Here is a 24,818-nt window from a genome sequence, read left to right on the forward strand (position 1 = left end):
TTGCCTTTTTACATGTTAAATTGCCGAAATGATCAAGGTAAATGGCTGAACATGACATTGTTTTGTTGCTTTTATATTTCTAAAATAGCTAAAAAATCAACATAAAAAGAGAAAATAAACATGGATATGGCATTGAAAGGATTGAAAGTTCTCGATTTTTCTACACTTTTACCTGGACCTTTTGCAACAATGTACTTAGCAGACTTAGGTGCAGAAGTGATCCACATCGAGTCTCCAACCCGCCCCGATCTGATCCGTTTAATGCCACCTTATGCCAATGGACAGGCCACAGCACATAGTTATCTCAACCGAAATAAGCATGCAGTGGCATTGGATTTGAAAGATCCTGCCAATATTGAACTGATCAAATCGAAAATTTCAGACTATGACATTGTGATTGAACAATTCCGTCCAGGTGTGATGCAAAGATTGGGACTCGACTATCAGACCTTATCTGAAATTAATCCACGCTTGATCTATTGTTCCATTACGGGTTATGGGCAAACAGGGGGGTATCAAAATAAAGCAGGACACGATATCAACTATGTGGCTTTGTCAGGGATCGCGGGACATAGCGGACGACAGCACAGTGGGCCACCACCAATGGGGATTCAAATTGCGGATATTGCAGGCGGCTCTTTGCATAGCGTGATTGGAATTTTAGCCGCAGTAATTGAAAGACAGCGTAGTGGTTTGGGGCAGTATATTGATATTTCTATGACCGACTGTGTGGTGGGGCTCAGTAGCATGGCCGCAGCTGCGAGCTTAGCAGGACAGGAAAAACAAGGGCCTGAGCAAAGCTATCTCAATGGTGCGACTTTTTATGACTATTATGAAACGCAAGATGGACGTTATTTATCGATTGGGAGTTTAGAGCCACAGTTTTTACATGGGTTGGCCCAGATTTTAGAATTGCCGATTGTGGCTGAAAAAGGAGCCTCACTGGCAACCGAAGACCGTCAGGTGGTGAAACAAGCAATAAAAGACAAAATTAAAACTCAAGATTTTGCCACGTGGAACGCAATTTTTCAGCAGCAAGATGTCTGCGTTGAGCCTGTATTAAAGTTGGATGAAGCACTCGATTCGCAGTTAGCCAAAGATCGTGCATGGGTGATTTCTGTACCTTTACAAGAGGGGAGTACAAAAAGCGAACAACAATTAGCTTGTCCAATTAAGTTTTCACGTTCAAAAATAAGATATGAATTTATAGGCAAACCACTTGGTTTTGATTCCTTGTAAATATCATATAACGATAATTTGGATATATTTAAAACAAAAAAAACGTCATAAAATGGGTTTTTATACAAATAAAGCGTATCATATCGATTAGTTGTAATTTTGTAAGAAAGGTCACCAATTATGAATAAATGTAAAAGAAGTTGGTGTTTTAACCTCAGTCTCTTAGCGCTCAGTTGCTGTTTTCAAAGTGTGTATGCTGCAAATGCCTTTGAGGCACAAAGCCCTTGGATGCTGGGTGACTGGAATGGTCAGCGCAGCGCATTACAGCAAAAAGGCTACGACTTTAGCTTTGGCTATACGGGTGAAATGGCAACATTGCTCGATGCCTCACATTCTTCAAGTCATGGTACCGAATATGCAGACCAGTTTGCATTTGGTACGCATTTCGATTTAGACAAGATTTTGGGCTGGCAGGATACTGAGGCCCAAATCACCATTACCGAACGCAATGGGCGTTCACTTTCTCAAACATCCGATGCTTTAGATGGACATTTAAGTTCCACTCAAGAAGTGTGGGGACGTGGTCAAACGTGGCGTTTAACCGATTTGTGGATTAAGAAAAAGTTCATGGATCAAAAGTTAGACATCAAAGTCGGTCGTTTTGGTGAAGGTGAAGACTTCAACAGTTTCGACTGTGATTTCCAAAACCTTGCGCTCTGTGGCTCTCAAGTTGGTAACGGGGTCGGTGACCAGTGGTACAACTGGCCTGTCAGCCAATGGGCTGCGCGAGTCAAATATAACCTTCGGCCAGACCTGTATGCACAAGTTGGGGTGTATGAATACAACCCTGAAAATTTAGAGCGCGGTAAAGGCTTTAATCTCAGCACCGATGGTTCTCATGGTGCCATTATTCCTGCGGAACTGGTTTGGACACCGAAAATAGGTGCACAAAAACTTCCAGGTGAATACCGTGCCGGTTATTACTACAGCACAGCTGATGCTGTAGTCATTGCTCATCAAGATCAAAAAGATCAGCATCAAGGTGGCTGGATTGTTGCGAAGCAACAATTAACTGCACATAACGGTGATGTCTCTCGTGGTCTCACTGGTTTTGTCAACGCGACTGTGCATGATTCAGAAACCAACAACGTTAGCGATATGCAAAATATCGGTCTGGTTTATAAAGGCGCGATGGATTCACGTCCTAAAGATGAAATTGCTTTCGGTCTTGCACGTATCAACTTGAACGATGATCTAAATGATGGTCGTAGCGAAGAATATGATGCAGAAGTTTACTACGGTTTACATGCAACCAACTGGTTAACCATTCGTCCGAATATTCAATATATCCGCCATGTAGGCGCGTATAAAAATGGTGAAAATGCATGGGTCGGCGGAATTAAATTCCAGACCGCATTTTAGTTTCTAGATCGATAAGTATTTGTCCAGCAAGGTTGATAAATACTTTTTACGGTTGTTCAAAGCATAAAACTGTTCGAAATAAGTCGTTTGGACAGATACTTAAAATCTAAAAACTGTCTAGGTGCTCATATCGATATTGAAACGATATGGGCTTTTAACAGAATCTAAGAAAAAGGTGGTCAATATGAGTACTCCGTCTTCAGGTTCAGGGCTTAAAACTTTTACAGCTGTGATTGCTGTGATCTTTGGTTTAGTCCTGCTGATAGGAGGGATTTATCTTGCAGTGCTTGGTGGGTCTTGGTACTACATCATTGCAGGTTTACTCTTCATCGCGACTGCAGTTCTACTGCAAAAATTAAAAAGTACGGCATTAATCGTTTATGCGTTGTTGGTCTTGGGTACAGTGGTTTGGGGCTTATGGGAAGTGGGTTCAGACTTCTTTGCCTTGGCGCCACGTTTAGATATCCTTGGTTTATTTGGCTTATGGTTACTCATTCCAGCGGTAACGCGTGGTTTTGACAACGTAAAAAGTGCAAAACTGGTTTTAACAGGTTCACTGGCGGTGACTATTGCCGTGATGATTTTTGCTGTGTTTAATGATCCTCAAGAAATTCGAGGTGAACTAAGTAGCAAGCAGCCTGCAACTGCACAGTCCATTCCGGGTGTTGCTGATGGCGACTGGCCTGCTTATGGCCGTACTCAGTCTGGCTTGCGCTATTCTCCTTTAACGCAAATTAATTCTGAGAATGTTAAAGATTTAAAAGTCGCTTGGACCTATAACACAGGCGACTTTAAAACAGAAAATGACTCTGGTGAAACCACCAATCAGGTCACCCCAATTAAAGTTGGGGGCAATATGTATATTTGTACCACGCACCAAAAACTGGTTGCACTTGACCCAGCTACAGGTAAGGCGAAATGGACTTTTGATCCGAAACTCAAAGCGGACAATACTTTCCAACATTTAACCTGTCGTGGCGTGTCTTATTATGATGCGAACAATACGGCTGGTTTTGAAGCCAGCTTGCAGAATAAAAAGTCATCGTCTGAGCTGTGTCCACGTAAAGTAATCTTACCTGTGAATGATGGCCGTTTGGTTGCTATCAACGCTGATACTGGTGAGCGTTGTACTGACTTTGGTAAAAATGGTGAAGTTGACTTACAAAAAGATATGCCGTTCCCTTATCCGGGCGGTTATATCCCAACGTCGCCACCTGTGGTCACAGGAACGACTATTATTATTGCGGGTTCAACCACAGATAACTATTCAACTGAAGAACCTTCAGGTGTGATCCGTGGTTATGATGTGAATACAGGCGCATTGTTGTGGGTGTTTGACACAGGTGCAGAAGATCCAAATGCGATTCCAGCTCCAGGTCAAAAGTATGTTCAAAACTCACCGAATGCTTGGGCACCATTAGCCTATGATGCAGCTTTGGATATGGTTTACATTCCAACGGGTGTGGGTAAGCCAGATATTTGGGGCGGTAACCGTACCGAGTTGCATGAGCGTTATGCCAACTCAATGCTGGCACTGAATGCCTCAACAGGTAAGTTGGTGTGGAATTTCCAAACCACGCATCATGATTTGTGGGATATGGATGTACCATCACAACCGACATTGACTGACATTAAAGACAAGTCGGGCAAAATGGTTCCTGCCATTTACGTGTTAACGAAAACAGGTAATGCCTTTGTTCTAGACCGTCGTACTGGTGCAGCCATTGTTCCAATTACGGAAAAACCTGTACCACAAACGGTGAAACGTGGGCCGCAAACCAAAGGTGAGCGTTACTCTGCGACACAACCTTTCTCTGACTTTGACCTTGCGCCAAAAGAGAAATTGACAGATAAGCAAATGTGGGGCGCAACCATGTTTGACCAGTTGATGTGCCGTGTGTCTTTCCACAAACTGAACTATGACGGTATTTATACCCCACCTTCAGAAAATGGAACTTTGGTTTTTCCAGGTAATTTAGGTGTATTTGAATGGGGCGGTATGTCCGTTAACCCTGACCGTCAAATTGCGGTGATGAACCCAATCGGTTTACCGTTTGTCTCTCGACTCATTCCAGCCGATCCAAACCGTCCGAAAACAGCCAAAGGTGCAGGCACCGAAGCGGGTGTACAACCGATGTATGGTGTGCCTTACGGTGTAGAGATCAGTGCGTTCTTGTCTCCATTTGGTTTGCCATGTAAACAGCCTGCTTGGGGCTTTGTGGCAGGTGTAGATTTAAATACTCACGAAGTTGCATGGAAACGTCGTATTGGTACGATCCGTGACAGCTTACCGGGGATTCAATTACCACCATTTAAAATGGGGGTTCCTATGCTTGGTGGTTCAATCTCAACTGCGGGGAATGTAATGTTTGTCGGTGGTACGCAGGATAATTATATCCGTGCCATCAACGTGACCAATGGTGATGAACTTTGGAAAGGTCGTCTACCAGCGGGCGGTCAAGCAACACCAATGACCTATGAAGCCAATGGCAAACAGTATGTGGTCATTATGGCGGGTGGTCATGGTTCATTTGGCACCAAGATGGGAGATGCTTTGGTGGCGTATGCCTTGCCCGATGCAAAATAATCTTCTGTAGTCATTTAAACTTTCAAATAGCCTGATTCGTCAGGCTATTTTTATGTGAAGTCGGTTTAAAAGGGCAAAGTGAGAACGAGGAAGCAATAGAAAAATTGAGATCTGCCCAGAAAGCCGGGTTTAAAATTTATGCGGTAGCAATGCATTGGTTAGTGTGTATGTGATCGGCTGAACGGAGTTAGCTGAATAATGTATAAGTATCTAATAAAAAATACTTTAATCAGAAAAAACCTTTAGGATTAGGGACAAACAGTACATCTACTTATCCTTATCAATAAAACAGCTATGAAATATGTAAAAAACGCATTTTGTTGATAGTTTAAATCTCGTTATGCTGTCAGCCGTTATAATGAAACTACTAGCTGTACGCCATGTATTTATATACTGATTTCGATCAGCAACTGATCAATGAACGTGTTGCACAGTTCCGTGACCAAACGGAACGTTATTTAGCTGGAAAACTCACTGAAGATGAGTACCGCCCATTACGTCTTCAAAACGGTCTCTATGTACAACGCTATGCGCCAATGTTACGTATTGCTGTGCCTTATGGCTTAATGAACTCAACGCAATTGCGCAAAGTTGCAGAACTTGCAACTGAGTTTGACCGTGGTTATGCACACGTTTCAACCCGTCAGAATATTCAGTTTAACTGGCCTGCGCTAGAAAATGTTCCAGACATGCTTCAAGAGCTAGCTTCTGTACAAATGCATGCGATCCAAACTTCAGGTAACTGTATTCGTAACACGACTACAGACCAATATGCAGGTGTGGTTGCTGGTGAAGTGGCTGACCCACGTCCAACGTGTGAATTGATCCGTCAATGGTCAACCTTCCACCCAGAGTTTGCTTTCTTGCCACGTAAGTTCAAGATCGCGGTATCCGCACTTGAAGAAACCGATCGTGCAGCGACCTCATTCCATGATATTGGGGTGTATATCGTTAAAAATGAAGCGGGCGAAATTGGCTATAAAATTAAAGTCGGTGGAGGCTTAGGTCGTACCCCGGTGATTGGTAGTTTCATTCGTGACTTCTTGCCACGTGAAGACCTGATTGCTTACTTAGAAGCCGTACTGCGTGTTTATAACTTACATGGTCGCCGTGATAACAAATACAAAGCACGTATTAAGATTTTGGTGAAAGCGTTGACGCCTCAAGTTTTTGCTGAAAAAGTCGAAGCTGAGTTTGCGCACACCATTAAAACTTTAAAAATTCAGCCTGAAATTTTGCAGAAATTAGACGAAGAATTTATACCGTTTGATTATCAAGATTATGCAAATGAAGATTTTTCTGAACAGTTTGCTGCACATCCGAAATTCAAACAGTGGTTCAATATCAATACCAATGCGCATAAAGTGAAGGGCTATCGTATTGTAACGATTTCGTTGAAACGTACGGGTATTGCACCGGGTGACGTGACTACGGAAGAGATGAATTTGATTGCAGACCTTGCAGACAAATACACCTTTGGTGAACTGCGAACCACGCATGAGCAAAATATTTCTTTGGTGGATGTTCCGCAGAAAGATTTATTTGAACTGTGGACTATTCTTGAGAAAAATAATCTAGCACGTGCACACATTGGTTTCTTAACAGACATTATTTGCTGCCCAGGCGGTGACTTCTGTTCACTGGCAAATGCAAAATCAATTCCAATTTCTGAAGCGATTTCACGTCGTTTTGATGATTTAGATACCATTTATAACCTTGGCAAACTGGATCTGAATATTTCAGGTTGTATGAATGCCTGTGGTCATCACCATGTGGGCAACATTGGTATTTTAGGTGTGGACAAAAAAGGCGCTGAATTCTACCAAATCACTTTGGGTGGTAATGCAGATCATGATGCTTCAATTGGTGACATTTTAGGCCCATCATTTGCAGCTGAAGTTGTGCCAGACATTGTTGAAGAAATTTTAAATACCTATCTTGACCTTCGTGCTGAGGGTGAAGAATTCATCGATACTTATCGCCGTGTGGGCATTCAACCCTTTAAGGAGCGTGCATATGCTTAATCTAGCACTACAAGTCCTCTCTAAAGATGGCTCGATTGCAGACAATACTTATCAAGTGATTGGTGAAGATGGTGTTTTACCGCAAGGTGATGTGGTTTTAACGGTTGAGCAGTTAGATCAATTGACTCAAGTTTCAGGTAAAAAAGCACTACTGGTTACAGTTGATGCTTCTCCTGAAACGCATGAGTTCCCTTTAGATCAGCTAGATGCCATCTTTATTGATTTTGCGGGTTTTAACGATGGTCGTGGCTATTCATTTGCAGCGCTATTACGTCGCCAAGGTTTCCAAGGTGAACTACGCGCAACAGGTGATGTGTTTAAAGATGTCTTGAACTACATGAAACGTTCAGGTTTTGATACCTTTGTTATTAAAGAAGGTAAAGACATTCTTGAAGCTGCTGCGGGTTTAAATGATTTTAGAAATCCGTATCAAGCATCAACAGCCGTTGCACAAGCCAGTTATCAAACGGGCGCTTAAATTTTTAAGTGAATAAAAAGCTGGACTTCGGTTCAGCTTTTTTGTATTTATACGCAGCATTTTTGAAGAACAAATTGAAGAAAAAGAAGCAGGTAAATTGGACATGATGGCACTTTTTGCAAAAATTAATCCCGGTGTCATTTGGTTACTTATTGCTATTGCTACAGATGTGCTTTCGACTTTTTATTCCGCGAAAGGCAATGGCTTGGTTAATAAGTTGGATCAAGGTATTGCACTGGTGCTTTATATGATTTCTTTTGCGTGTGCCGCCTATGCCTTGAAATTTATGCAAGCGGGAATTTTATATGTGCTGTGGTCTGGCATTGGTGTCATCGCCACAGCACTCCTTGCTAAAACATTCTTAGGACAGGACATTGATTTGGCTGGATGGCTCGGTATCGGTTTTATTACTGTTGGACTCACTATTATTGCGCAATTTTCAAATATTGATGTTTAAAAAAGAAGATGTATTTATCCTTCTTGTAATTGGCAATTCACCATCCACTTCACTCCAAATTGATCGGTAAATGCACCATAGAGTGCGCCCCAAAATGTTTTCTCTAAAGGCATCTCTATTTTTCCATTGACTGAAAGTGCATCAAATAAGCGTTTAGCATCGGCTTGTTCATGGGCATCTAAGTTAATCGAAATATAGTGGTTGTTACCTACAGTAAAGACAGTATTGCTTTGAGCACAAAACTGATCGTCTGTATCCGAAGTCGTCAGAATCGTGCTGGCATTGATGGGAAGTGAAAGATGCATGATATTTGTTGGTCAGCTTCGGAAAGGGTGACGGAACTTTCAACTGAATGTAAATCTCCATAACGCATAAACGTTGCAAACTCTCCACCAAAGACAGATTTGTAAAAGTTAAAAGCGGCTTCAGTTTGACCGTCAAAGTTGAGGTAGTGATTCAGTTGCATTGTCTTATCCTTGTTGTTTTTTTCGTCGTTATTTTAACAAGTCGTTGAGATCGGCCCTAATACAATCTTGTAATAAAAAATCCCTCGAAGTCGAGGGATTTTCATAAATGTCGCTTTTATATCAGCGAATAATCCAATCTTTTATTGTATCAAATATGTTGATAAAAGATGGTTACTTGCATCTTAAAGTAATTCAATCGCTACAGCCGTCGCTTCACCACCCCCGATGCATAGTGCCGCAATCCCTTTTTTACCCCCTGTACGTTTAAGCGCATGAATCAAAGTTAGGATAATACGTGAACCAGTTGAACCGACAGGGTGACCCAATGCGCAAGCTCCACCATTGATGTTCACTTTTGCTGGATCAAGTTTGAAGTCATCGATTGGACACATGGTCACCATTGCAAAAGCTTCATTGATTTCCCAAAGGTCTACGTCTTGCGCATTCCAACCTGTTTTCTTAAGCACTTTTTCAATTGCACCGACTGGTGCAATGGTGAACTCTGATGGATGTTGTGAATTCGAGGCATAAGCCACAATTTTCGCTAATGGTGCTAAACCTTTGTTCGATGCATTTTCTGCTGAAGTTAAAACCAGTGCGGATGCACCATCCGAGATTGAGCTTGCATTTGCTGCAGTGATGGTGCCATCTTTAGCGAAAGCAGGACGAAGGCTTGGAATTTTTGCAATATTGGCATTGAACGGTTGCTCATCTTTATCAACGACAACATCACCTTTGCGAGATGAAACGGTCACAGGCACGATTTCATCTGCAAAGTAACCTTCGTTGACCGCTGTTTGTGCACGCTCTAAAGAACGAATCGCGAAGGCATCCATTTGCTCACGCGTATAGCCACGGGTATTGGCCATATCTTGTGCAAAAGAACCCATCAATCGACCTGTTTCTGCATCTTCTAAGCCATCAAGGAACATGTGGTCTTTGACATCGCCATGTCCCATACGGTAGCCCGCACGCGCTTTGGTTAAAATATAAGGAGCATTGGTCATCGACTCCATGCCACCTGCAACCACGATATTTGCTGAACCAGCTTTGATCATATCCGCAGCTTGCATTACCGCTTTCATGCCAGAACCACATAATTTATTGATGGTCACGGCACCTGTTGAATCAGGTAAACCTGCTTGGCGCATAGCTTGACGTGCTGGACCTTGCTTTAATCCCGCAGGTAGAACGCAGCCCATAATGACTTCTTCTACATCGTTTGCGTGTAGGCCAGCACGAGCAATCGCTTCTTTAATTGTCACAGCACCGAGTTCAGGAGCAGTCACACTGGCTAAACTGCCTTGAAAACCGCCCATTGCTGTACGAGCACCATTCACAATTACGATGTCTGTCATTTTCTTCTCCGAATCACTTATACGTTTTGTTGGAAACTTAAGCAGTATATGCAAATTTGCTAGCGAGAAAAGCTTAAAACGTGATTATGGACTCATGGGTCTAGTTACAGGTATTGAGTCGTTCTGTTCGGATCTGCCCCATTTTGCTCATGACCAGTTTAAAGTGATCCTGACTTTGTATAGAGCAGTAATAGAAGGTTCCATTTGAGCCAAGGGGGAGGCCATTTTCAGCTTTAAAGCTTAATGATGGAAGGTTGAGTGCACCACGCCAATCAAGATTGCCATATTTGAGCTGCTGTTGTTCTGTCCGAATAATCGTTTCACTGGTATCTACTCGTCGGTTTTTATTATTATCGATAAATACAATAAAACCTGTGTTCCATTGATGATTTTGGCATTGAACAAGGTCTTGACTCGGACAAATGGTGATATTTTGACGTTGCAGGTTAGCCATGTTTTTGGCTGCCTGAATACTATTTCTTAATGTATTCAGTGTTTTGCTTCGCTCTTGTGAGGCCATATACTGATGAAAGTGAGGAAGTGCGATTGTACAAATGGTCAGAATAATGCTAATAGTGATCAGGAGTTCAAATAATGTGAACCCTTTTTTATTGATAAAAAACATATGGTTATCCAGTTTTATTGTTGTGGGCTATTTTTTATTTATTAAAGCTTTGTTTATCAAACAAATTTTATACATAATTAGTAGTACTCAACTTGTTTAAAAAGCTGTTAAAATGTAAGACAAGTGAAAATAAGCTATTCACAAGTAAAAATTGAGTAAAAAATTACCGAATTACAACGGAATTTGTAAGTAATTTTGTCAATAATTTACTTGATTAAAGTTATCAAGCACTTGGAAAAAAAATAAAGTGTTTGTATGATTCATTGCGAATAGCTTAAAAATAAAACTGGGGTATAAAAAAGCCTATCTCAGAATGGTTAAATAATTTTAAGCTTAGCTTGAAAAACAATTGTTATCTCTGGAGGATAAATCCATGAAAATGAGTCGTATTGCATTAGCAATGCTCGTAGCTGCTCCTTTAGCTGCTGCAAACGCGGGCGTAACTGTTACACCATTAATGCTTGGTTACAACTTTGTTGATACTAAACACAACAATAACAAGCTAACTGAAAGCGATATCGAACTTCAAGACGATTTGTTCGTAGGTGCTGCTCTTGGTGTTGAACTAACTCCGTGGTTAGGTTTTGAAGCTGAATATTCTCAAGTAAAAGGTGATATCGAAGCAACTGGTCTTGCAGACTCTTTTGGGGATATAGCAGGTGCAGCTGGTGAAACTGTTGGTGAATATAAGAAACAGCAGCTTGCCGGTAACTTTTATGTTACTTCTGATTTGATCACGAAAAATTATGACAGCAAAATCAAGCCATACGTACTTTTAGGTGCTGGCCACTATAAATACTCTTCAGATGATAGTGACGAAGATATCGAAGGTACAATCGGTAATGCTGGTATAGGTGCGTTCTTCCGTTTGAACGATGCTTTATCTCTTCGTACAGAAGCACGTAGTACTTATAACTTTGATGAAAAATTTTGGGACTACACAGCTTTAGCTGGTCTTAACGTAGTTCTTGGTGGTCACTTGAAGCCAGCTGCTCCTGTAGTAGAAGTTGCTCCAGTTGAGCCAGTTGCTCCAGTTCAGCCACAAGAGTTAACTGAAGACCTTAACATGGAACTTCGTGTGTTCTTTGATACAAACAAGTCAAACATCAAAGACCAATACAAGCCTGAAATCGCTAAAGTTGCTGAGAAGTTAGTGGAATATCCAAACGCTACTGCTCGCATCGAAGGTCACACAGACAACACTGGTCCACGTGCATTGAACGAACGTTTATCTTTAGCTCGTGCTAACTCTGTTAAATCGTCTCTAGTAAACGAATACAACGTTGACCCAGCTCGTTTGTCTACTCAAGGTTTCGCTTGGGACCAACCGATTGCTGACAACAACACTAAAGAAGGCCGTGCTATGAACCGTCGTGTATTCGCGACAATTTCTGGCAGCCGTACAGTTCAAGCTCAATAATCTGAGTTTTAACTAATAAACGACTCTTCGGAGTCGTTTTTTTATGTCTAAAATAATGAAATTTATGTTAACTCAAATCGTTGAAAATAAACTCAAGCTCAATACAAGAGTCTTTAATAGTTACGGTGGTCATGGTCCTTTACGCATAGGATATAAGACACTGTTAGAAGTATTTCATTTTAGAGGATGAATATAAGAAGAATGAAGAGTGGATTTTAGTCACTCATGCTTCACGACATTGATAATAACTTTGCCTTTAGAATGAATGGATATTTCTAAGGGTTTAGTTTTATAAAGATTTGTTTACCAATGAGATAACATTTCTAGCTTGGGATAATTTGAAGTTACTTTATTTTCTGTCTAAAAATTAGATAGAGATCAGTACTCAATGATCCGTAACATTTGGTTATGGCAGTGCGAATAGGGAGGGAGCTAAATCAAATATGTCCTTTTTACTGCCTAAGTATGTAAATTGTTCATCGCGCAAGTGAACGGATGCTAGTTACAGAATATTAACTAAGTTTAGGATGGATCCGAGTCATAACTATCGATTCTATGTAACTTCAATAATTGAACTGTCTTATTGAAAATTGCGTTATTAATTTATGCTTTACGGCTTTAGTAAATGAATAAATGATAATAAAAAAACAGCCCGAAGGCTGTTTTTTTATTATGAAAGAATTTTATTCGCGATCAGGATTCATTGGACTGACATCCATTTCTTGGTAAGAAACCAGTTTGGTTTTGTATTTCCATTTATAACCAAGCCAAATTGTCAAGAATAAGAAAATACCAATATAGGTCGATAAAACAGAGAGCCATTCGCCATCAAGTACTGCTTGGTAGTTTTGACCTAAAACAACAATTGCACACAGGATAAAGGCAAACCACGGTGCAAAGGGAAAGAATTTCGCACGATAAGCTAAGTCTTCAACCTTATGACCTTGGGCAACATAGCCTTTACGGAAACGATAATGTGAAACAGCAATCCCTAACCAAACGATAAAGCCACACATCCCAGACATGTTGAGCAGCCAGTTGAAGACTTGTTCTTCACCAATGAAGGTGGTTAAGAAGCAAAGTGCCGCAATTGCTGTTGTCGCATAAAGTGCATTCATGGGTACGCCGCGTGGGTCTAATTTGGCAAACACTTTAGGTGCACTACCATTTTGAGCCATATTGAACAGCATACGCGTCGATGAATACATCCCTGAGTTACCTGCCGATAGAATCGCAGTTAAAATCACAGCATTCATCACGCTGGCAGCAAAGGCAAATCCAGCTTTTTCATAGAGGAGGGTAAATGGCGAGAGTGCAATATTCTCTGATGAAGCTGCTTGTAATAGAAGTGGATCATCATATGAAATGAGTGTGCCGATAATGAAAATACACACCACATAAAACAGTAGAATCCGCCAAAAAATCTGTTTGATGGCAATCGGGATCGTCTTTTGTGGATCTTTCGATTCACCTGCAGCAACACCGACCATTTCGGTACCTTGGAACGAGAACCCTGCAATCATCGCCACACCAATCAGTGCAGATAAGCCACCAACGAAGGGCGCTTCACCTTTGGTCCAGTTGGCAAAAGTTGCGACACCAGGCGTCATCATGATTTTAGCAATCATGAAAATACCAATGATGATAAACACAATGATGGCAAGGACTTTGACTAAGGAGAAGAAGAATTCACTTTCACCAAAGCCTTTGACTGTCAGTGCATTGATCCCAAAGACAACAGCTAAGAAGAGAGCACTCCAGTAGAAACCGGGCAGGTCGGGAAACCAGAATTTCATGATGAATTGAACTGCAACCAATTCAAATGCAACCGTAATGGCCCAGTTATACCAATAGTTCCAGCCAAGGGCGAAACCAAAACCGCCTTCAACATACTTGGTGCCATAGGTGAAAAATGCACCCGATGTTGGGTTGTGTGTTGCCAACTCACCCAGACTGGTCATGAGAAAGTAAATCATCACACCAATTAAGCAGTAGGCCAATAACGCCCCGCCAGGGCCAGCATTTGCAATGGTTGCACCTGAGGCAAGGAATAAACCTGTACCAATTGAACCACCAATGGCGATCATATTCAGATGGCGAGCTCCAAGCTTCCGCTTGAGTTGAGCTGGTTGAGTCGTTTCGCTCATCATTGTTCCTTAAGATTTCTTTTGTGTGCTAGCAAAAAGCACTTTAAAGCCTTGTTGATCGGCTTTGGTTGTACATTGGCCAAAACTTTGCTCAATGAGTAATGGATAATTCAGAAAGCGGTTGGCAACAATCCACAACTCGCCATCCGATTTAAGATGGCGACGGGATGTTTTGCATAAATTTTCGCTGGCATTGTAATCTGTATGAATGCCTTGATGGAATGGGGGATTGCTGACGATTGCGTGTAAAAACAGAGGAGCATCCTCAATTCCGTGTACCGCTTTAATCTCAAGTTGTTCTGGTAAAAGGTTATTTTTCTCAAAAGTCATTTTTGTTGAAGCGAGTGCAAAGGCATCGACATCCAGTGCAAAAATGCGATTTTTCTGATTTAACTTGGCCAAATAAGCACTGATCACGCCTGCACCACAGCCAAAGTCTGCAATTTTTCCAGAAGTGACCTGTGAAAGATGAGGCAATAAAACCGCTGTGCCCACGTCTAGACGATTTTGACTAAACACACCCGGTAATGCGCAAATCTGTAATTCACCTTTCGGGGTTGGCACTGTATAGAGTTGTGCCCAATCAGCCAAAGGTTTTGCGGTTACGGTTTTTTCGGTGATTAACTGCCACATTTGACAATGTCGAGCGCTGTCTAATTTGAGGGTTTTACCAAAAGGTTGCAGCTGTTTAGAAGCGCGCTCTACACCGCCCTTCTTTTCACCGACTAAAAAGATCGATGCGCCTACGGCCAAACGACTCACCAGTTGGTGTAGCACATAATTGAGTAGTTCTTTTGACTTTGGAACAAACACGATGGCTTGATCAAAAGCGACATCAGGCAAATCTGTACCAAAATGCACATCACTTTGTTGGTTTTGGAAATATTGTAATTCGTTAAAATTCCATGTCCAAAAATGTGGTTCTACAGTACCAATTAACTGTGTGTTTAATTCGTCACACGGTGCATTGACCAGTAAAACTGAACCAGAGAGAAATTCTTGCTGGCGAAGAACAACTTCACTTCGTGGATCCATTTTATATACTCCATTGTAAAAACGATGCCCAGACAGTGCTGGGCAAAGTGCATACTGAAATGAACAATTATTTCTTCGTTTCAGGAAGAATAATATTTAATAACAAAGCTGCAATACCACCTGTCGCAACACCTGAACTGAAGATGTTACGGAATAATTCAGGTAAGTGTTCCAAAATTTGTGGAACTTGTGCAACACCTAAACCGAGTGCCAATGAAATGGCAATAATCAGTAGTGCGCGGCGGTCAAGATGAATACCTGACAGAATGTTAATTCCAGAAGCTGCTACAGCTCCAAACATCACCATCACAGCGCCGCCTAAAACAGCTTGAGGCACTGCCTGAATCACACCTGCAACAGCAGGGAGTAAACCTAGAATCACCAATAATGCGGCAATCCAGATGCCGACATAACGGCTCGCAACGCCAGTGAGTTGAATTACGCCATTGTTTTGTGCAAAGACCGAGCTAGGGAAGGTGTTGAAAATACCCGCAAGGAAAGAGTTTGCACCATTCACCAAGACACCACCTTTAATACGCTCCATCCATGTTGCACCATCGACAGGTTGGTTCGAGAGTTTAGAGGTTGCCGTAATATCACCAATCGCCTCTAAAGAGGTCACAAGGTAAATAAAGGCCATTGGAATAAACAAACTCCAAGAGAAGTCTAAACCAAAGTGCATTGGGGTTGGAATTTGAACCAGAGGTGCATCCTGAAGACCTGAAAAGTCGAGATGCCCCATAAAGCCTGCCAACACATAACCGACAATCAGTGCGATTAAAATAGCCGAACTTTTTACCCAAGTAATGCGAATACGGTTCAATATAATGATCAGTGCCAGTACTGTACAGGACATGATTAAGTTGTCTGTATTGGCAAAGGTATTGTTTGACATGGCTTGATAGCCACCACCCATGCTGATCAGACCTTCTTTAATGAGAGTCAAACCAATCAATAACACCACAATGCCTGTTACCAATGGGGTAATGAGCATTTTCACCCACGGCAGAATACGTGACACGCCCATTTCAATAAATGAACCTGCGATTACCACACCAAAAATTGCAGCCATGACGGATTCTACAGGAGTACCTGCAGCAACCATGGTAGAGCCAATTCCAATAATCGGGCCGATAAAGTTAAAACTGGTGCCCTGAACAATCAATAAGCCTGCACCAAAAGGTCCAACTTTTTTACATTGTAAGAAGGTTGCAATCCCTGAAATGACCAAAGACATGGATAAAATCATGTTGGTGTCTTCTTTCGATACACCAAGCGCTAGACAGATGAGTAAGCCCGGAGTAACAATTGGGACAATAATTGCAAGGAGATGTTGAAAGGCAGCAAGAAAAGCAATGATTGGGCGAGGGCGGTCGTTTAAACCATAGACCAAATCGAGTTGATCTGTTTGATTGGAAGAGAGATTTTGATCAGACATATGTCAAAGGGTGTTAGCAAGGTGGCGCTATTCTAATCGCTTTACACAGCTTTACAAAATTAATTACACACCACTTATCAAAAAAAATGAGTCTGTCAATAAACTGTCACTACTAAATTCTATTATTTTTCTGTATAATTTGCCCTCAAACTTTAGGCGTATCGAATTTACATGTCAGATATCAAAACTCTCCGCAACATTGCCATCATTGCGCACGTTGACCACGGTAAAACCACTCTAGTAGACAAACTTTTACAGCAATCAGGTGCACTTGGCGATCGTGCAGGCGAGATTGAGCGTGTCATGGATTCAGGCGCGATTGAAAGTGAACGTGGTATTACCATTCTTGCAAAAAACACTGCAATCAAATGGTTAGATGCACGTACCAATACAGAATACCGTATTAACATCGTCGACACCCCAGGACACGCAGACTTCGGTGGTGAAGTTGAACGCGTAATGTCTATGGTTGACTGTGTACTTCTTCTTGTTGACTCTCAAGAAGGTCCAATGCCACAAACTCGTTTCGTAACGCAAAAAGCGTTCGCACGTGGTTTGAAGCCAATCGTAATTATCAACAAAGTCGACAAGCCAAGCGCACGTCCAGATTGGGTTATTGACCAAGTATTTGATTTGTTTGATAACCTTGGTGGTTCTGACGAACAGTTAGACTTCCCAGTTGTTTACGCTTCAGGTCTTCGTGGTGTTGCTGGTCCATCTCCAGAAGAACTTGCTGAAGATATGACTCCATTGTTCCAAACCATCGTAGACATTGTTGAGCCACCAGCAGTTGATGTTGATGGTCCATTCCAAATGCAGATTTCTTCACTTGACTATAACAGCTTCGTAGGTGTTATTGGTGTTGGTCGTATTCAACGTGGTTCAGTTGGTCTGAACACTCAAGTTACTGTAATTGATAAAGAAGGTAAGACTCGTAACGGTCGTATCTTAAAAATCATGGGTTACCACGGTTTAGAACGTGTTGATGTTGATTCTGCTCAAGCAGGCGATATCGTATGTATCACAGGTATTGATGAACTTCATATCTCAGACACAATTTGTGATCCGAAAAATGTTGAAGCTTTACCACCATTGTCTGTAGATGAACCTACAGTAACGATGACTTTCCAAGTAAACAACTCACCGTTTGCTGGTAAAGAAGGTAAATTTGTAACTTCACGTAACATCCGTGAGCGTTTAGACCGCGAATTGATTCATAACGTAGCGTTACGTGTTGAAGACACTGATAGTCCAGACCGTTTCAAAGTATCTGGTCGTGGTGAACTTCACCTTTCAGTTCTTATTGAAAACATGCGTCGTGAAGGCTTCGAGATGGGCGTATCTCGTCCACAAGTAATCTTGAAAGAAGTTGATGGCGAAAAGCAAGAACCATACGAAAACGTAACATTTGACGTTGAAGAACAGCACCAAGGTTCTGTAATGGAACAAATGGGTCATCGTAAAGGCGAAATGACGAATATGGAAGTTGACGGTAAAGGCCGTATCCGTATTGAGGCAACTGTTCCTTCACGTGGTTTAATTGGCTTCCGTTCAGAATTCTTGACCATGACTTCTGGTACAGGAATCATGACATCAAGCTTCTCGCATTACGGTCCAATGAAACAAGGTACTGTTGCGAAACGTCAAAACGGTGTGTTGATTTCTATGGTTCAAGGTACTTGCCTTGGCTATGCATTGTTCACATTGCAAGACCGTGGTCGTCTATTTGCTAAACCTCAGTTAGAAGTTTACGAAGGTATGATCATTGGTATTAACTCTCGTTCAGATGACATGACAGTTAACCCAACTAAAGCAAAACAGTTAACAAACGTACGTGCTTCTGGTACTGATGATGCGTTGACTCTTGTTCCTGCTGTTGAATATACGCTTGAACAAGCACTTGAATTCATTGAAGATGATGAATTAGTTGAAGTAACACCTAAGTCAATCCGTATCCGTAAGCGTTACTTGACTGAAAACGAACGTAAACGTAACCGTTCTGGTAAATAAGTTTTAAAAATGATGTTGCCCCATGCGGGGCCGCGACATTTAAAAATGCCATCAATTTATTGATGGCATTTTTTTGTTTAAAATTAGCAAACCAATATATAAAAGCAGATGATTTCCGAGTAAATTACGTGGAAATGAAGCTATAAAATTAATGTATACTTCGTCACATAAATTAAAGTCAAAAAAAACTGGAGATTTAAATGAGTATTATTCAAGAGTTCCGCGAATTTGCGGTAAAAGGCAACATGATCGACTTGGCTGTCGGTGTGATTATTGGTGGTGCATTTGGTAAAATTGTTGACTCATTAGTGAAAGACATCATCATGCCATTGATCACGGTTGTGACTGGTGGTGGTGTAGATTTCACACAGAAATTCTTTGTTTTAGGGGATAACCCAAATAATTTACAGTCTTTAGATGAGCTAACCAAAGCTGGGGTAAACGTCCTGACTTATGGTAACTTCCTTACGATTTTAATTAACTTCATCATTTTGGCATGGGTGGTGTTCTTAATGGTGAAAATGATTAATCGTATGCGCCGTAAACAAGAAGAAGCAGCGCCAGAACCAGCAGCAACGCCAGAAGATATCGCGTTGCTACGTGAAATTCGTGATGAATTGAAAAAACGTCAGTAATCGAACGGTTAAAATAAAACGGCACATCAAGTGCCGTTTTTTATGTCTGAGACTTATCCAAAGACTGGTTTTTGTACAATTTTGACTTTATGATGCGCGCTGATTGAATAGCTATGGGGATGCCGAATGAACCAATTATTTGTCTACGGGACACTTCGTCCAAATCATGAAAATGCCCATCTTTTAGAGTGCATAGGTGGAACATGGCAAAAAGGTTATGTGCATGGCGTGGTGCATATTTTGGATTGGGGACCCGACAAAGGCTTATTCGCCATTGTTTTAGATCCGCAAGCAGCAGCGGTTGAAGGATATTTTTTTAGCAGTGAAAAATTAACCGAACATTGGGATGCGTTGGATGCGTTTGAAGGGATACAGTATCAACGGGTGAGGGTACAAGGGACGTTGGAATCTGGCGAACACGTTGATGCTTGGATATATGAGATGAAAGAGGCTTAATCAAATACAGTGTTCGTGATGTGTTTAGGCTTAAACACATCACACAACGCACAGCTTTTAAAAATCCATACGGAATTTAATTTCTAGTAAATGAAAACCAAATTGGCTCTTGATGGGACCATGTAGTACTTTTTCAGCAGCACTAAAGACCAATTTATCAATCACAGGCACCAGTTGGCCTTTTTTGACTTCACCCAGTTCACCACCGCGTTTAGCTGAATTACAGGTGGAATATTGCTTGGCAATTTTGGCGAAATCGGCGCCATCGTGGATTTTCTTTTTCAGTTGTTCAGCGAGGTCTTTGTCTTTGACCAAAATATGACGAACAATGGCAGTTTTCATTTGGTTTTTCCTCGAGCTGTGGCTTTGGGCTTAGGTTGCACTTTTTTCAGCGGTTGGCATTCGGGACAAAATACAGAAGCACGCTGTCCCAGTTTGATGTTTTCAAGCGTGGTTTCGCAGTTCACACACATTTCACCTGCTCGGCCATAAGCCAATAAGGTTTGTTGAAAGTAGCCATTTTCACCCATAGCATTGGAATAGTCCCGCAGGGTAGACCCACCTAAATCGATGGCCTGCTGCAAAATACGTTTAATTTCGACCACCAATTTTTCAATTTGGTTGGACGTTAAACTAGATGCCACTTGCGCAGGGTGTATGCCCAAATTAAACAAACTCTCTGTGGCATAGATATTTCCGACACCAACCACCACGTGATTATCCATGATTGCAACTTTTATGCCGACCTGTTTGTTTTTCAACTTTTGACTTAAATATTCAGCGTTAAAATCAGCACTCAGTGGTTCAGGCCCAAGGGTATCGATTAACTTAGTTTGCGAATATTCATCCAACCATAAAATACAGCCGAAGCGGCGCGGATCATGGTAGCGTAGCTCGACATCTTCAAAACGAATAATCAAATGATCGTGTTTACGCAGGGTTTCACCCACCTCACAAATACGGAAACTACCAGACATACCCAAATGCCAAAGCATAGTGTCTTGTTCAAAAATGGCCAAAATGTATTTAGAGCGGCGTTTGAGTTGAATTAAACGCTGACCCACCAGTTTGTTGAGATCTGCGGGAATCGGCCAGCGTAGGCTCGACTGGCGAACTTCAACACTAAGCACCTGTTGATCTAATAACGGCGCTAAACTGGCTTTGGTGGTTTCAACTTCTGGTAATTCTGGCATGGCAACATGAGATGATAAAACTTGAGGCTAATATTGCGGTGTACACGCAAGATTGCAAGTGATTTCAACGAGAGACTTGCCTTTAGCACATTTGTACAAAACTTAGTGCGGAATTGTTTGTGGTGATCAGGAATCCTCCTCCTCAAATTACACTCTTGAATTGACTGAAAGCTGTTATGAATCACCCAAATCAAATCTTCTATTTATAGCTGTGGACGATATTGATAACTTTTTTTTGACTTAATGATAAAAATTTTGCTGAGATCTTTGTTTAAAAATTATGTACTTTTCATTAAATTTTTCATTTAAATGAAATGGATTGTTCTTCATTTTAGTTTGGGGCTTAGGTTTTATGCGACAGTTTTCTTTCTCTTTATTTGTAACAGCAATGTGTGCTTGGGCGACAGTGAGTCATGCGGAGCAAATGTTGGATGTACATGGCCAGTATTTGTTTGGTGACTGGCAGGGAAAACGAACTGAATTGGCGCAAAAAGGCATTAAGTTTGAAGCCAATGCTTTAACAGATACCAACTATTTGGCGGATGGCGGTCGCAATGCAGGTGCAAGCCCAAGTACCGCTTCGCAGTTTTGGTTAGGAACACAATTTGATTTAGAAAAGCTAGCGGGCTGGGAAGGGGTCACTGTTCGTTTTGTTGCGACTGCGCGTCAAGGACAAAGTACCTCAATTCGAGATTTGCAAGATCCTTCTGCACCGCAATTAGCCAATGTGCAAGCCACTTATGGCCGTGGAAACCAAGACAGCCGTTTATCTGAGCTTTCGATTGAAAAGCGTTTTAAAGAACAAGGGCTCAGTGTCAAAGTTGGGCGACTGGGTTTGGGTTCTGATTTTGATGTGATGGCCTGTGATTTTGTCAGTAATGCCTTTTGTGCCGCGCAAATGGGGAAATGGCAGGGCAATATCTGGATGAATACGCCGGTTTCACAATGGGGCGGTCGCATTAAATATCAAGTGACTCCTGAAGTGGCAACGCAAATTGGGGTGTACGAATTTAATCCAGATAATGGCAATGGCAAAGCCGAGGGACAAGGTTGGAGCCTAGACACAGAACATGCCGACGGTGTGACTATTCCAGTAGAAGTGATTTGGACACCGAAAGCACTATTCAATGGTTTGGCGGGGAGTTATCGGGTCGGTGGGATATATAACACCGCAGATGATCCAAATAACCAATATGACGTGGCTTATGGCAAAGGTGTGGTTGGCGAAGACCGGACATTTGCAGGATGGATTGCCATCGAACAGCAACTGACTTCAACGGGTGCAGGGCGCCAAGGCTTGCATAGTTTTGCCAACTTTACATGGCATGATCGCATTACTAATAAAGTAGATAACTCACAACAAGTGGGGCTGAAATATATTGGGGTATTTGAGCAGCATCCGACGGATATTGTAGGTTTGGGGGTGAATCGTGTACATCTGAATGAGCGATTCACTGCGGGTAAAGTACAGTATGATGCGAGCGCGGAATACAATATTGAACTGAACTATAGCTATAACGCTACGCCGTGGTTAATGCTACGTCCCAACATCCAATATGTGATCAACTCAGGTTCCAGCCATGTGGTGGATAATGCGTTGGTCTTGGGGCTTGGAAGCCGCATTATTTTTTAAATAGATAGCTATAAAAGTGCAAAGATCTGACAGCAGATTTGCACTTTTAGCGTTGAATGCAAGGCACTTTATTTGTTATAGATCATAGTGAGTACAGGGAGAGCTGTGATGCCATTATTATTTCAACCCATTCAATTTGGGGATCTAAACTTAACAAATAAAATCGTGATTGCACCGATGTGCCAATACTCAGCCAATGATGCGGGTGAGCTGAGCTATTGGCATGAGCAACAATGGGCCAATTATGCTTTGTCAGGTGCGGGCTTATGTATTGTTGAAGCGACAGCCGTACAAGCGGTAGGACGGATCAGTTTTGCGGACTTAGGACTGTGGAATGATTTGCAACGTGCACAAATGAAAGCCTTGCTCAGAAAAGTCAAAACACTCTCTCCAATGCCTTTTGCCATTCAACTGGCACATGCGGGACGTAAAGCATCGACCGATCGTCCTTGGTCGGGAAAAGGTCAGATCAAACCGAATGAACCGCATGGTTGGCAAACGGTGTCTGCCAGTGATGTGCCCTTTAAGCTTGAAGAGCATGCACCACATGCTTTGAGTGTGGCGGAGATGCAAGACATCATCGATGACTTTGCCAGTGCTGCAGTACGCGCTGTAGATGCAGGTTTTGAGCTGATCGAACTACATGCAGCCCATGGCTATTTGTTGCATCAGTTCATGTCACCGCTGTCGAACCGACGGACTGATGAATATGGCGGAAGTTTTGAAAACCGCATTCGATTTACCTTAGAAGTATTCCAAGCCATTAAACAAGCTGTTCCTGAAAATTATCCCGTAGGTATACGTTTATCTGCGACCGACTGGATGGAGTCGACTGCAACAGAAAGTTGGGATATTGATTCAACGGTTGGGCTATCGAAAGCGTTAGAGCAACTCGGTGCGGCTTATATTCATGTTTCAAGTGGCGGCTTGCATGTGGAACAAGACATTCAGATTAAGCCCAAGTATCAAGTGCCTTTTGCCCATGCAGTGAAACAAGCGGTGAAAATTCCAGTCATTGCGGTGGGCTTGATTACAGAAGCTAAGCAGGCTGAACATATTTTAGAAGCGCAAGAAGCCGATGCAATTGGTCTGGCGCGTGCCATGTTGTATGACCCACGATGGCCGTGGCATGCCGCTGCAGAACTGGGTGGGAAAGTCTCTATCGCACCGCAGTATTTACGGTGTCAGCCACATGGGATCAAAGATTTGTTTTCTGCGTTTTAATCATATATTCGCCCATTGGTCTTTTAAAATATTTCAACTGAGTAAAGGTGTATCCTAGGATAAGTCTTTACTTACATCATCTGGAAAAGGAACAGCTTGAATGATTTTTTCGGTAATTTTTCCAGTATTTTTCCTGCTCTTCCTTGGTTTTGCCTCTGTCAAAATCCAGTTGCTCGCTAAAGAGCAAATGACTGCGATCAGTGCTTTTGTCATCAAAATTGCGTTACCTGCTTTATTGTTGCATGCCTTAGCTTCAAAAGATTTGCATGAAATTTGGTATCCCGCTTATTTTTATGTTTATGCAGCTGTGACCTTTGGCTTATTTTTTACGGCTTTTATTTTAGGTCAAAAGCTATTTAAGGATCACTTTACCCATGCTGCAGTTTTTTCACTGGGTGCATCCATGTCCAATACGGGGTTATTGGGAGCAGCAATTTTGACGCTGCTGATGGGAAGTGAAGCGATGATTTATATTTCATTGGTGGTGATCATTGAAAGTGTATTTCTTGTACCGCTGATGCTCACTCTGGCAGAAATAGGGCGACAAAGACAAGCCAATTTAGCCTCCATTTTAAAAACCACATTTCTCACGCTACTCAAAAATCCACTGTTTTTGTCGGTGATGCTTGGCATGAGTTGTGCGATTTTCGAACTTCAAATTCCACATTTAATTGACCAAGTGTTTGCGATGTTAGGTCAGACTGCTGCACCTCTAGCGCTCTTTATTATTGGTGGGGGAATGGTGGGGCTAACCATTCAATCGTTTAACTTACAAACCGTTTATCTGGTGATATCTAAAAATATTTGTATGCCAATATTGGTTTATTTAGGGCTGACCTATTTGACTGAGTTGGACCCAAAGATGATTTATGCAGGGACCTTGATTGCGGCTTTACCGATGCCTTCTCTATTTGGAATTTTTGGGCAAGTGTATGGCTTAAATGAAAAAGCATTCACTCCACTGATGATCAGCACGCTATTGAGTTTTGTGGTGGTCAGTGTCTTGATTGGTCTTTGGTGGTGAAAAAAA

General features: G+C 41.9%; 20 protein-coding genes and 1 pseudogene. 13 read left to right on the plus strand and 8 right to left on the minus strand.

Annotated features, from left to right (window positions below):
* Positions 1-120: 120 nt before the first annotated feature.
* From AC4MDD_RS03525 to AC4MDD_RS03550, 6 genes are all read left to right on the plus strand, one after another.
* Positions 121-1,239, plus strand: a complete 1,119-nt coding sequence (locus AC4MDD_RS03525; RefSeq protein WP_491882285.1) for a CaiB/BaiF CoA transferase family protein — start codon at positions 121-123, stop codon at positions 1,237-1,239.
* 120 nt (positions 1,240-1,359) lie between these two features.
* Complete coding sequence (locus tag AC4MDD_RS03530) at positions 1,360-2,601, plus strand: carbohydrate porin (RefSeq protein WP_491882286.1); 1,242 nt, start codon at positions 1,360-1,362, stop codon at positions 2,599-2,601.
* A 184-nt stretch (positions 2,602-2,785) separates the two neighbouring features.
* A complete protein-coding gene (locus tag AC4MDD_RS03535) occupies positions 2,786-5,188 on the plus strand; it encodes a glucose/quinate/shikimate family membrane-bound PQQ-dependent dehydrogenase (RefSeq protein WP_491882287.1) in 2,403 nt (800 codons plus the stop codon).
* Positions 5,189-5,568: 380 nt separating this feature from the next.
* On the plus strand, positions 5,569-7,212 hold the full coding sequence (locus AC4MDD_RS03540; RefSeq protein WP_491882288.1) for a nitrite/sulfite reductase: 1,644 nt from the start codon (positions 5,569-5,571) through the stop codon (positions 7,210-7,212).
* Positions 7,205-7,690, plus strand: coding sequence for a DUF934 domain-containing protein (locus tag AC4MDD_RS03545; protein ID WP_491882289.1), 486 nt, complete (start codon positions 7,205-7,207; stop codon positions 7,688-7,690). The genes AC4MDD_RS03540 and AC4MDD_RS03545 overlap by 8 nt, the downstream gene beginning before the upstream one ends.
* Positions 7,691-7,793: 103 nt before the next feature.
* On the plus strand, positions 7,794-8,147 hold the full coding sequence (locus tag AC4MDD_RS03550) for a DMT family transporter (protein ID WP_491882290.1): 354 nt from the start codon (positions 7,794-7,796) through the stop codon (positions 8,145-8,147).
* Between the two features lie 14 nt (positions 8,148-8,161).
* On the opposite strand, the pseudogene AC4MDD_RS03555 reads toward AC4MDD_RS03550, so the two are convergent.
* The 3 genes and pseudogenes from AC4MDD_RS03555 to AC4MDD_RS03565 form a co-directional block, all read right to left on the minus strand.
* Positions 8,162-8,613: pseudogene (locus tag AC4MDD_RS03555) on the minus strand (VOC family protein).
* A gap of 183 nt (positions 8,614-8,796) precedes the next feature.
* A complete protein-coding gene (locus AC4MDD_RS03560; protein WP_004983123.1) occupies positions 8,797-9,972 on the minus strand; it encodes a thiolase family protein in 1,176 nt (391 codons plus the stop codon).
* Between the two features lie 100 nt (positions 9,973-10,072).
* Positions 10,073-10,597, minus strand: a complete 525-nt coding sequence (locus AC4MDD_RS03565; protein ID WP_491882291.1) for a GspH/FimT family protein — start codon at positions 10,595-10,597, stop codon at positions 10,073-10,075.
* Between the two features lie 373 nt (positions 10,598-10,970).
* Between AC4MDD_RS03565 and omp38 the strand changes: the two genes are divergently transcribed.
* Positions 10,971-12,017, plus strand: coding sequence for an outer membrane protein Omp38 (gene omp38, locus AC4MDD_RS03570; protein WP_491882292.1), 1,047 nt, complete (start codon positions 10,971-10,973; stop codon positions 12,015-12,017).
* 683 nt (positions 12,018-12,700) lie between these two features.
* Here the strand turns inward: omp38 and AC4MDD_RS03575 are convergent.
* From AC4MDD_RS03575 to AC4MDD_RS03585, 3 genes are all read right to left on the minus strand, one after another.
* Complete coding sequence (locus AC4MDD_RS03575; RefSeq protein WP_491882293.1) at positions 12,701-14,164, minus strand: amino acid permease; 1,464 nt, start codon at positions 14,162-14,164, stop codon at positions 12,701-12,703.
* A gap of 9 nt (positions 14,165-14,173) precedes the next feature.
* Entirely contained in the window at positions 14,174-15,199 is a 1,026-nt protein-coding gene (locus AC4MDD_RS03580; RefSeq protein WP_491882294.1) for a methyltransferase, read from the minus strand.
* Positions 15,200-15,266: 67 nt separating this feature from the next.
* The gene (locus AC4MDD_RS03585; RefSeq protein ID WP_491882295.1) at positions 15,267-16,637 is read right to left on the minus strand and encodes a uracil-xanthine permease family protein; all 1,371 of its coding nucleotides are present in this window, start codon (positions 16,635-16,637) and stop codon (positions 15,267-15,269) included.
* A 171-nt stretch (positions 16,638-16,808) separates the two neighbouring features.
* Here AC4MDD_RS03585 and typA point away from each other — a divergent pair, with 171 nt between their 5' ends.
* From typA to AC4MDD_RS03600, 3 genes are all read left to right on the plus strand, one after another.
* On the plus strand, positions 16,809-18,647 hold the full coding sequence (typA, locus tag AC4MDD_RS03590) for a translational GTPase TypA (protein WP_004695169.1): 1,839 nt from the start codon (positions 16,809-16,811) through the stop codon (positions 18,645-18,647).
* Between the two features lie 200 nt (positions 18,648-18,847).
* Positions 18,848-19,282, plus strand: a complete 435-nt coding sequence (gene mscL, locus AC4MDD_RS03595) for a large conductance mechanosensitive channel protein MscL (RefSeq protein ID WP_491882296.1) — start codon at positions 18,848-18,850, stop codon at positions 19,280-19,282.
* Positions 19,283-19,408: 126 nt separating this feature from the next.
* The gene (locus AC4MDD_RS03600) at positions 19,409-19,738 is read left to right on the plus strand and encodes a gamma-glutamylcyclotransferase family protein (protein WP_491882297.1); all 330 of its coding nucleotides are present in this window, start codon (positions 19,409-19,411) and stop codon (positions 19,736-19,738) included.
* A gap of 57 nt (positions 19,739-19,795) precedes the next feature.
* Here the strand turns inward: AC4MDD_RS03600 and AC4MDD_RS03605 are convergent, their stop codons facing one another.
* Entirely contained in the window at positions 19,796-20,080 is a 285-nt protein-coding gene (locus AC4MDD_RS03605; protein ID WP_004695176.1) for a peptidylprolyl isomerase, read from the minus strand.
* Positions 20,077-20,931, minus strand: coding sequence for a bifunctional DNA-formamidopyrimidine glycosylase/DNA-(apurinic or apyrimidinic site) lyase (mutM, locus tag AC4MDD_RS03610; protein WP_491882298.1), 855 nt, complete (start codon positions 20,929-20,931; stop codon positions 20,077-20,079). The genes AC4MDD_RS03605 and mutM overlap by 4 nt, the downstream gene beginning before the upstream one ends.
* Positions 20,932-21,283: 352 nt before the next feature.
* Here mutM and AC4MDD_RS03615 point away from each other — a divergent pair, with 352 nt between their 5' ends.
* The 3 genes from AC4MDD_RS03615 (at position 21,284) to AC4MDD_RS03625 (ending at position 24,812) form a co-directional block, all read left to right on the plus strand.
* Positions 21,284-22,564 carry a carbohydrate porin gene (locus AC4MDD_RS03615; protein ID WP_491882299.1) on the plus strand — a complete coding sequence of 427 codons (1,281 nt, stop codon included), beginning with the start codon at positions 21,284-21,286 and terminating at the stop codon, positions 22,562-22,564.
* A gap of 108 nt (positions 22,565-22,672) precedes the next feature.
* Complete coding sequence (locus AC4MDD_RS03620) at positions 22,673-23,788, plus strand: NADH:flavin oxidoreductase/NADH oxidase (RefSeq protein WP_491882300.1); 1,116 nt, start codon at positions 22,673-22,675, stop codon at positions 23,786-23,788.
* 100 nt (positions 23,789-23,888) lie between these two features.
* Positions 23,889-24,812 (plus strand): AEC family transporter, encoded by a 924-nt coding sequence (locus AC4MDD_RS03625; protein WP_491882301.1) that lies wholly within the window; start codon positions 23,889-23,891, stop codon positions 24,810-24,812.
* The last annotated feature ends 6 nt before the right edge of the window (positions 24,813-24,818 follow it).

The organism is Acinetobacter sp. CAU_H_29a_1 (genome assembly GCF_058599505.1).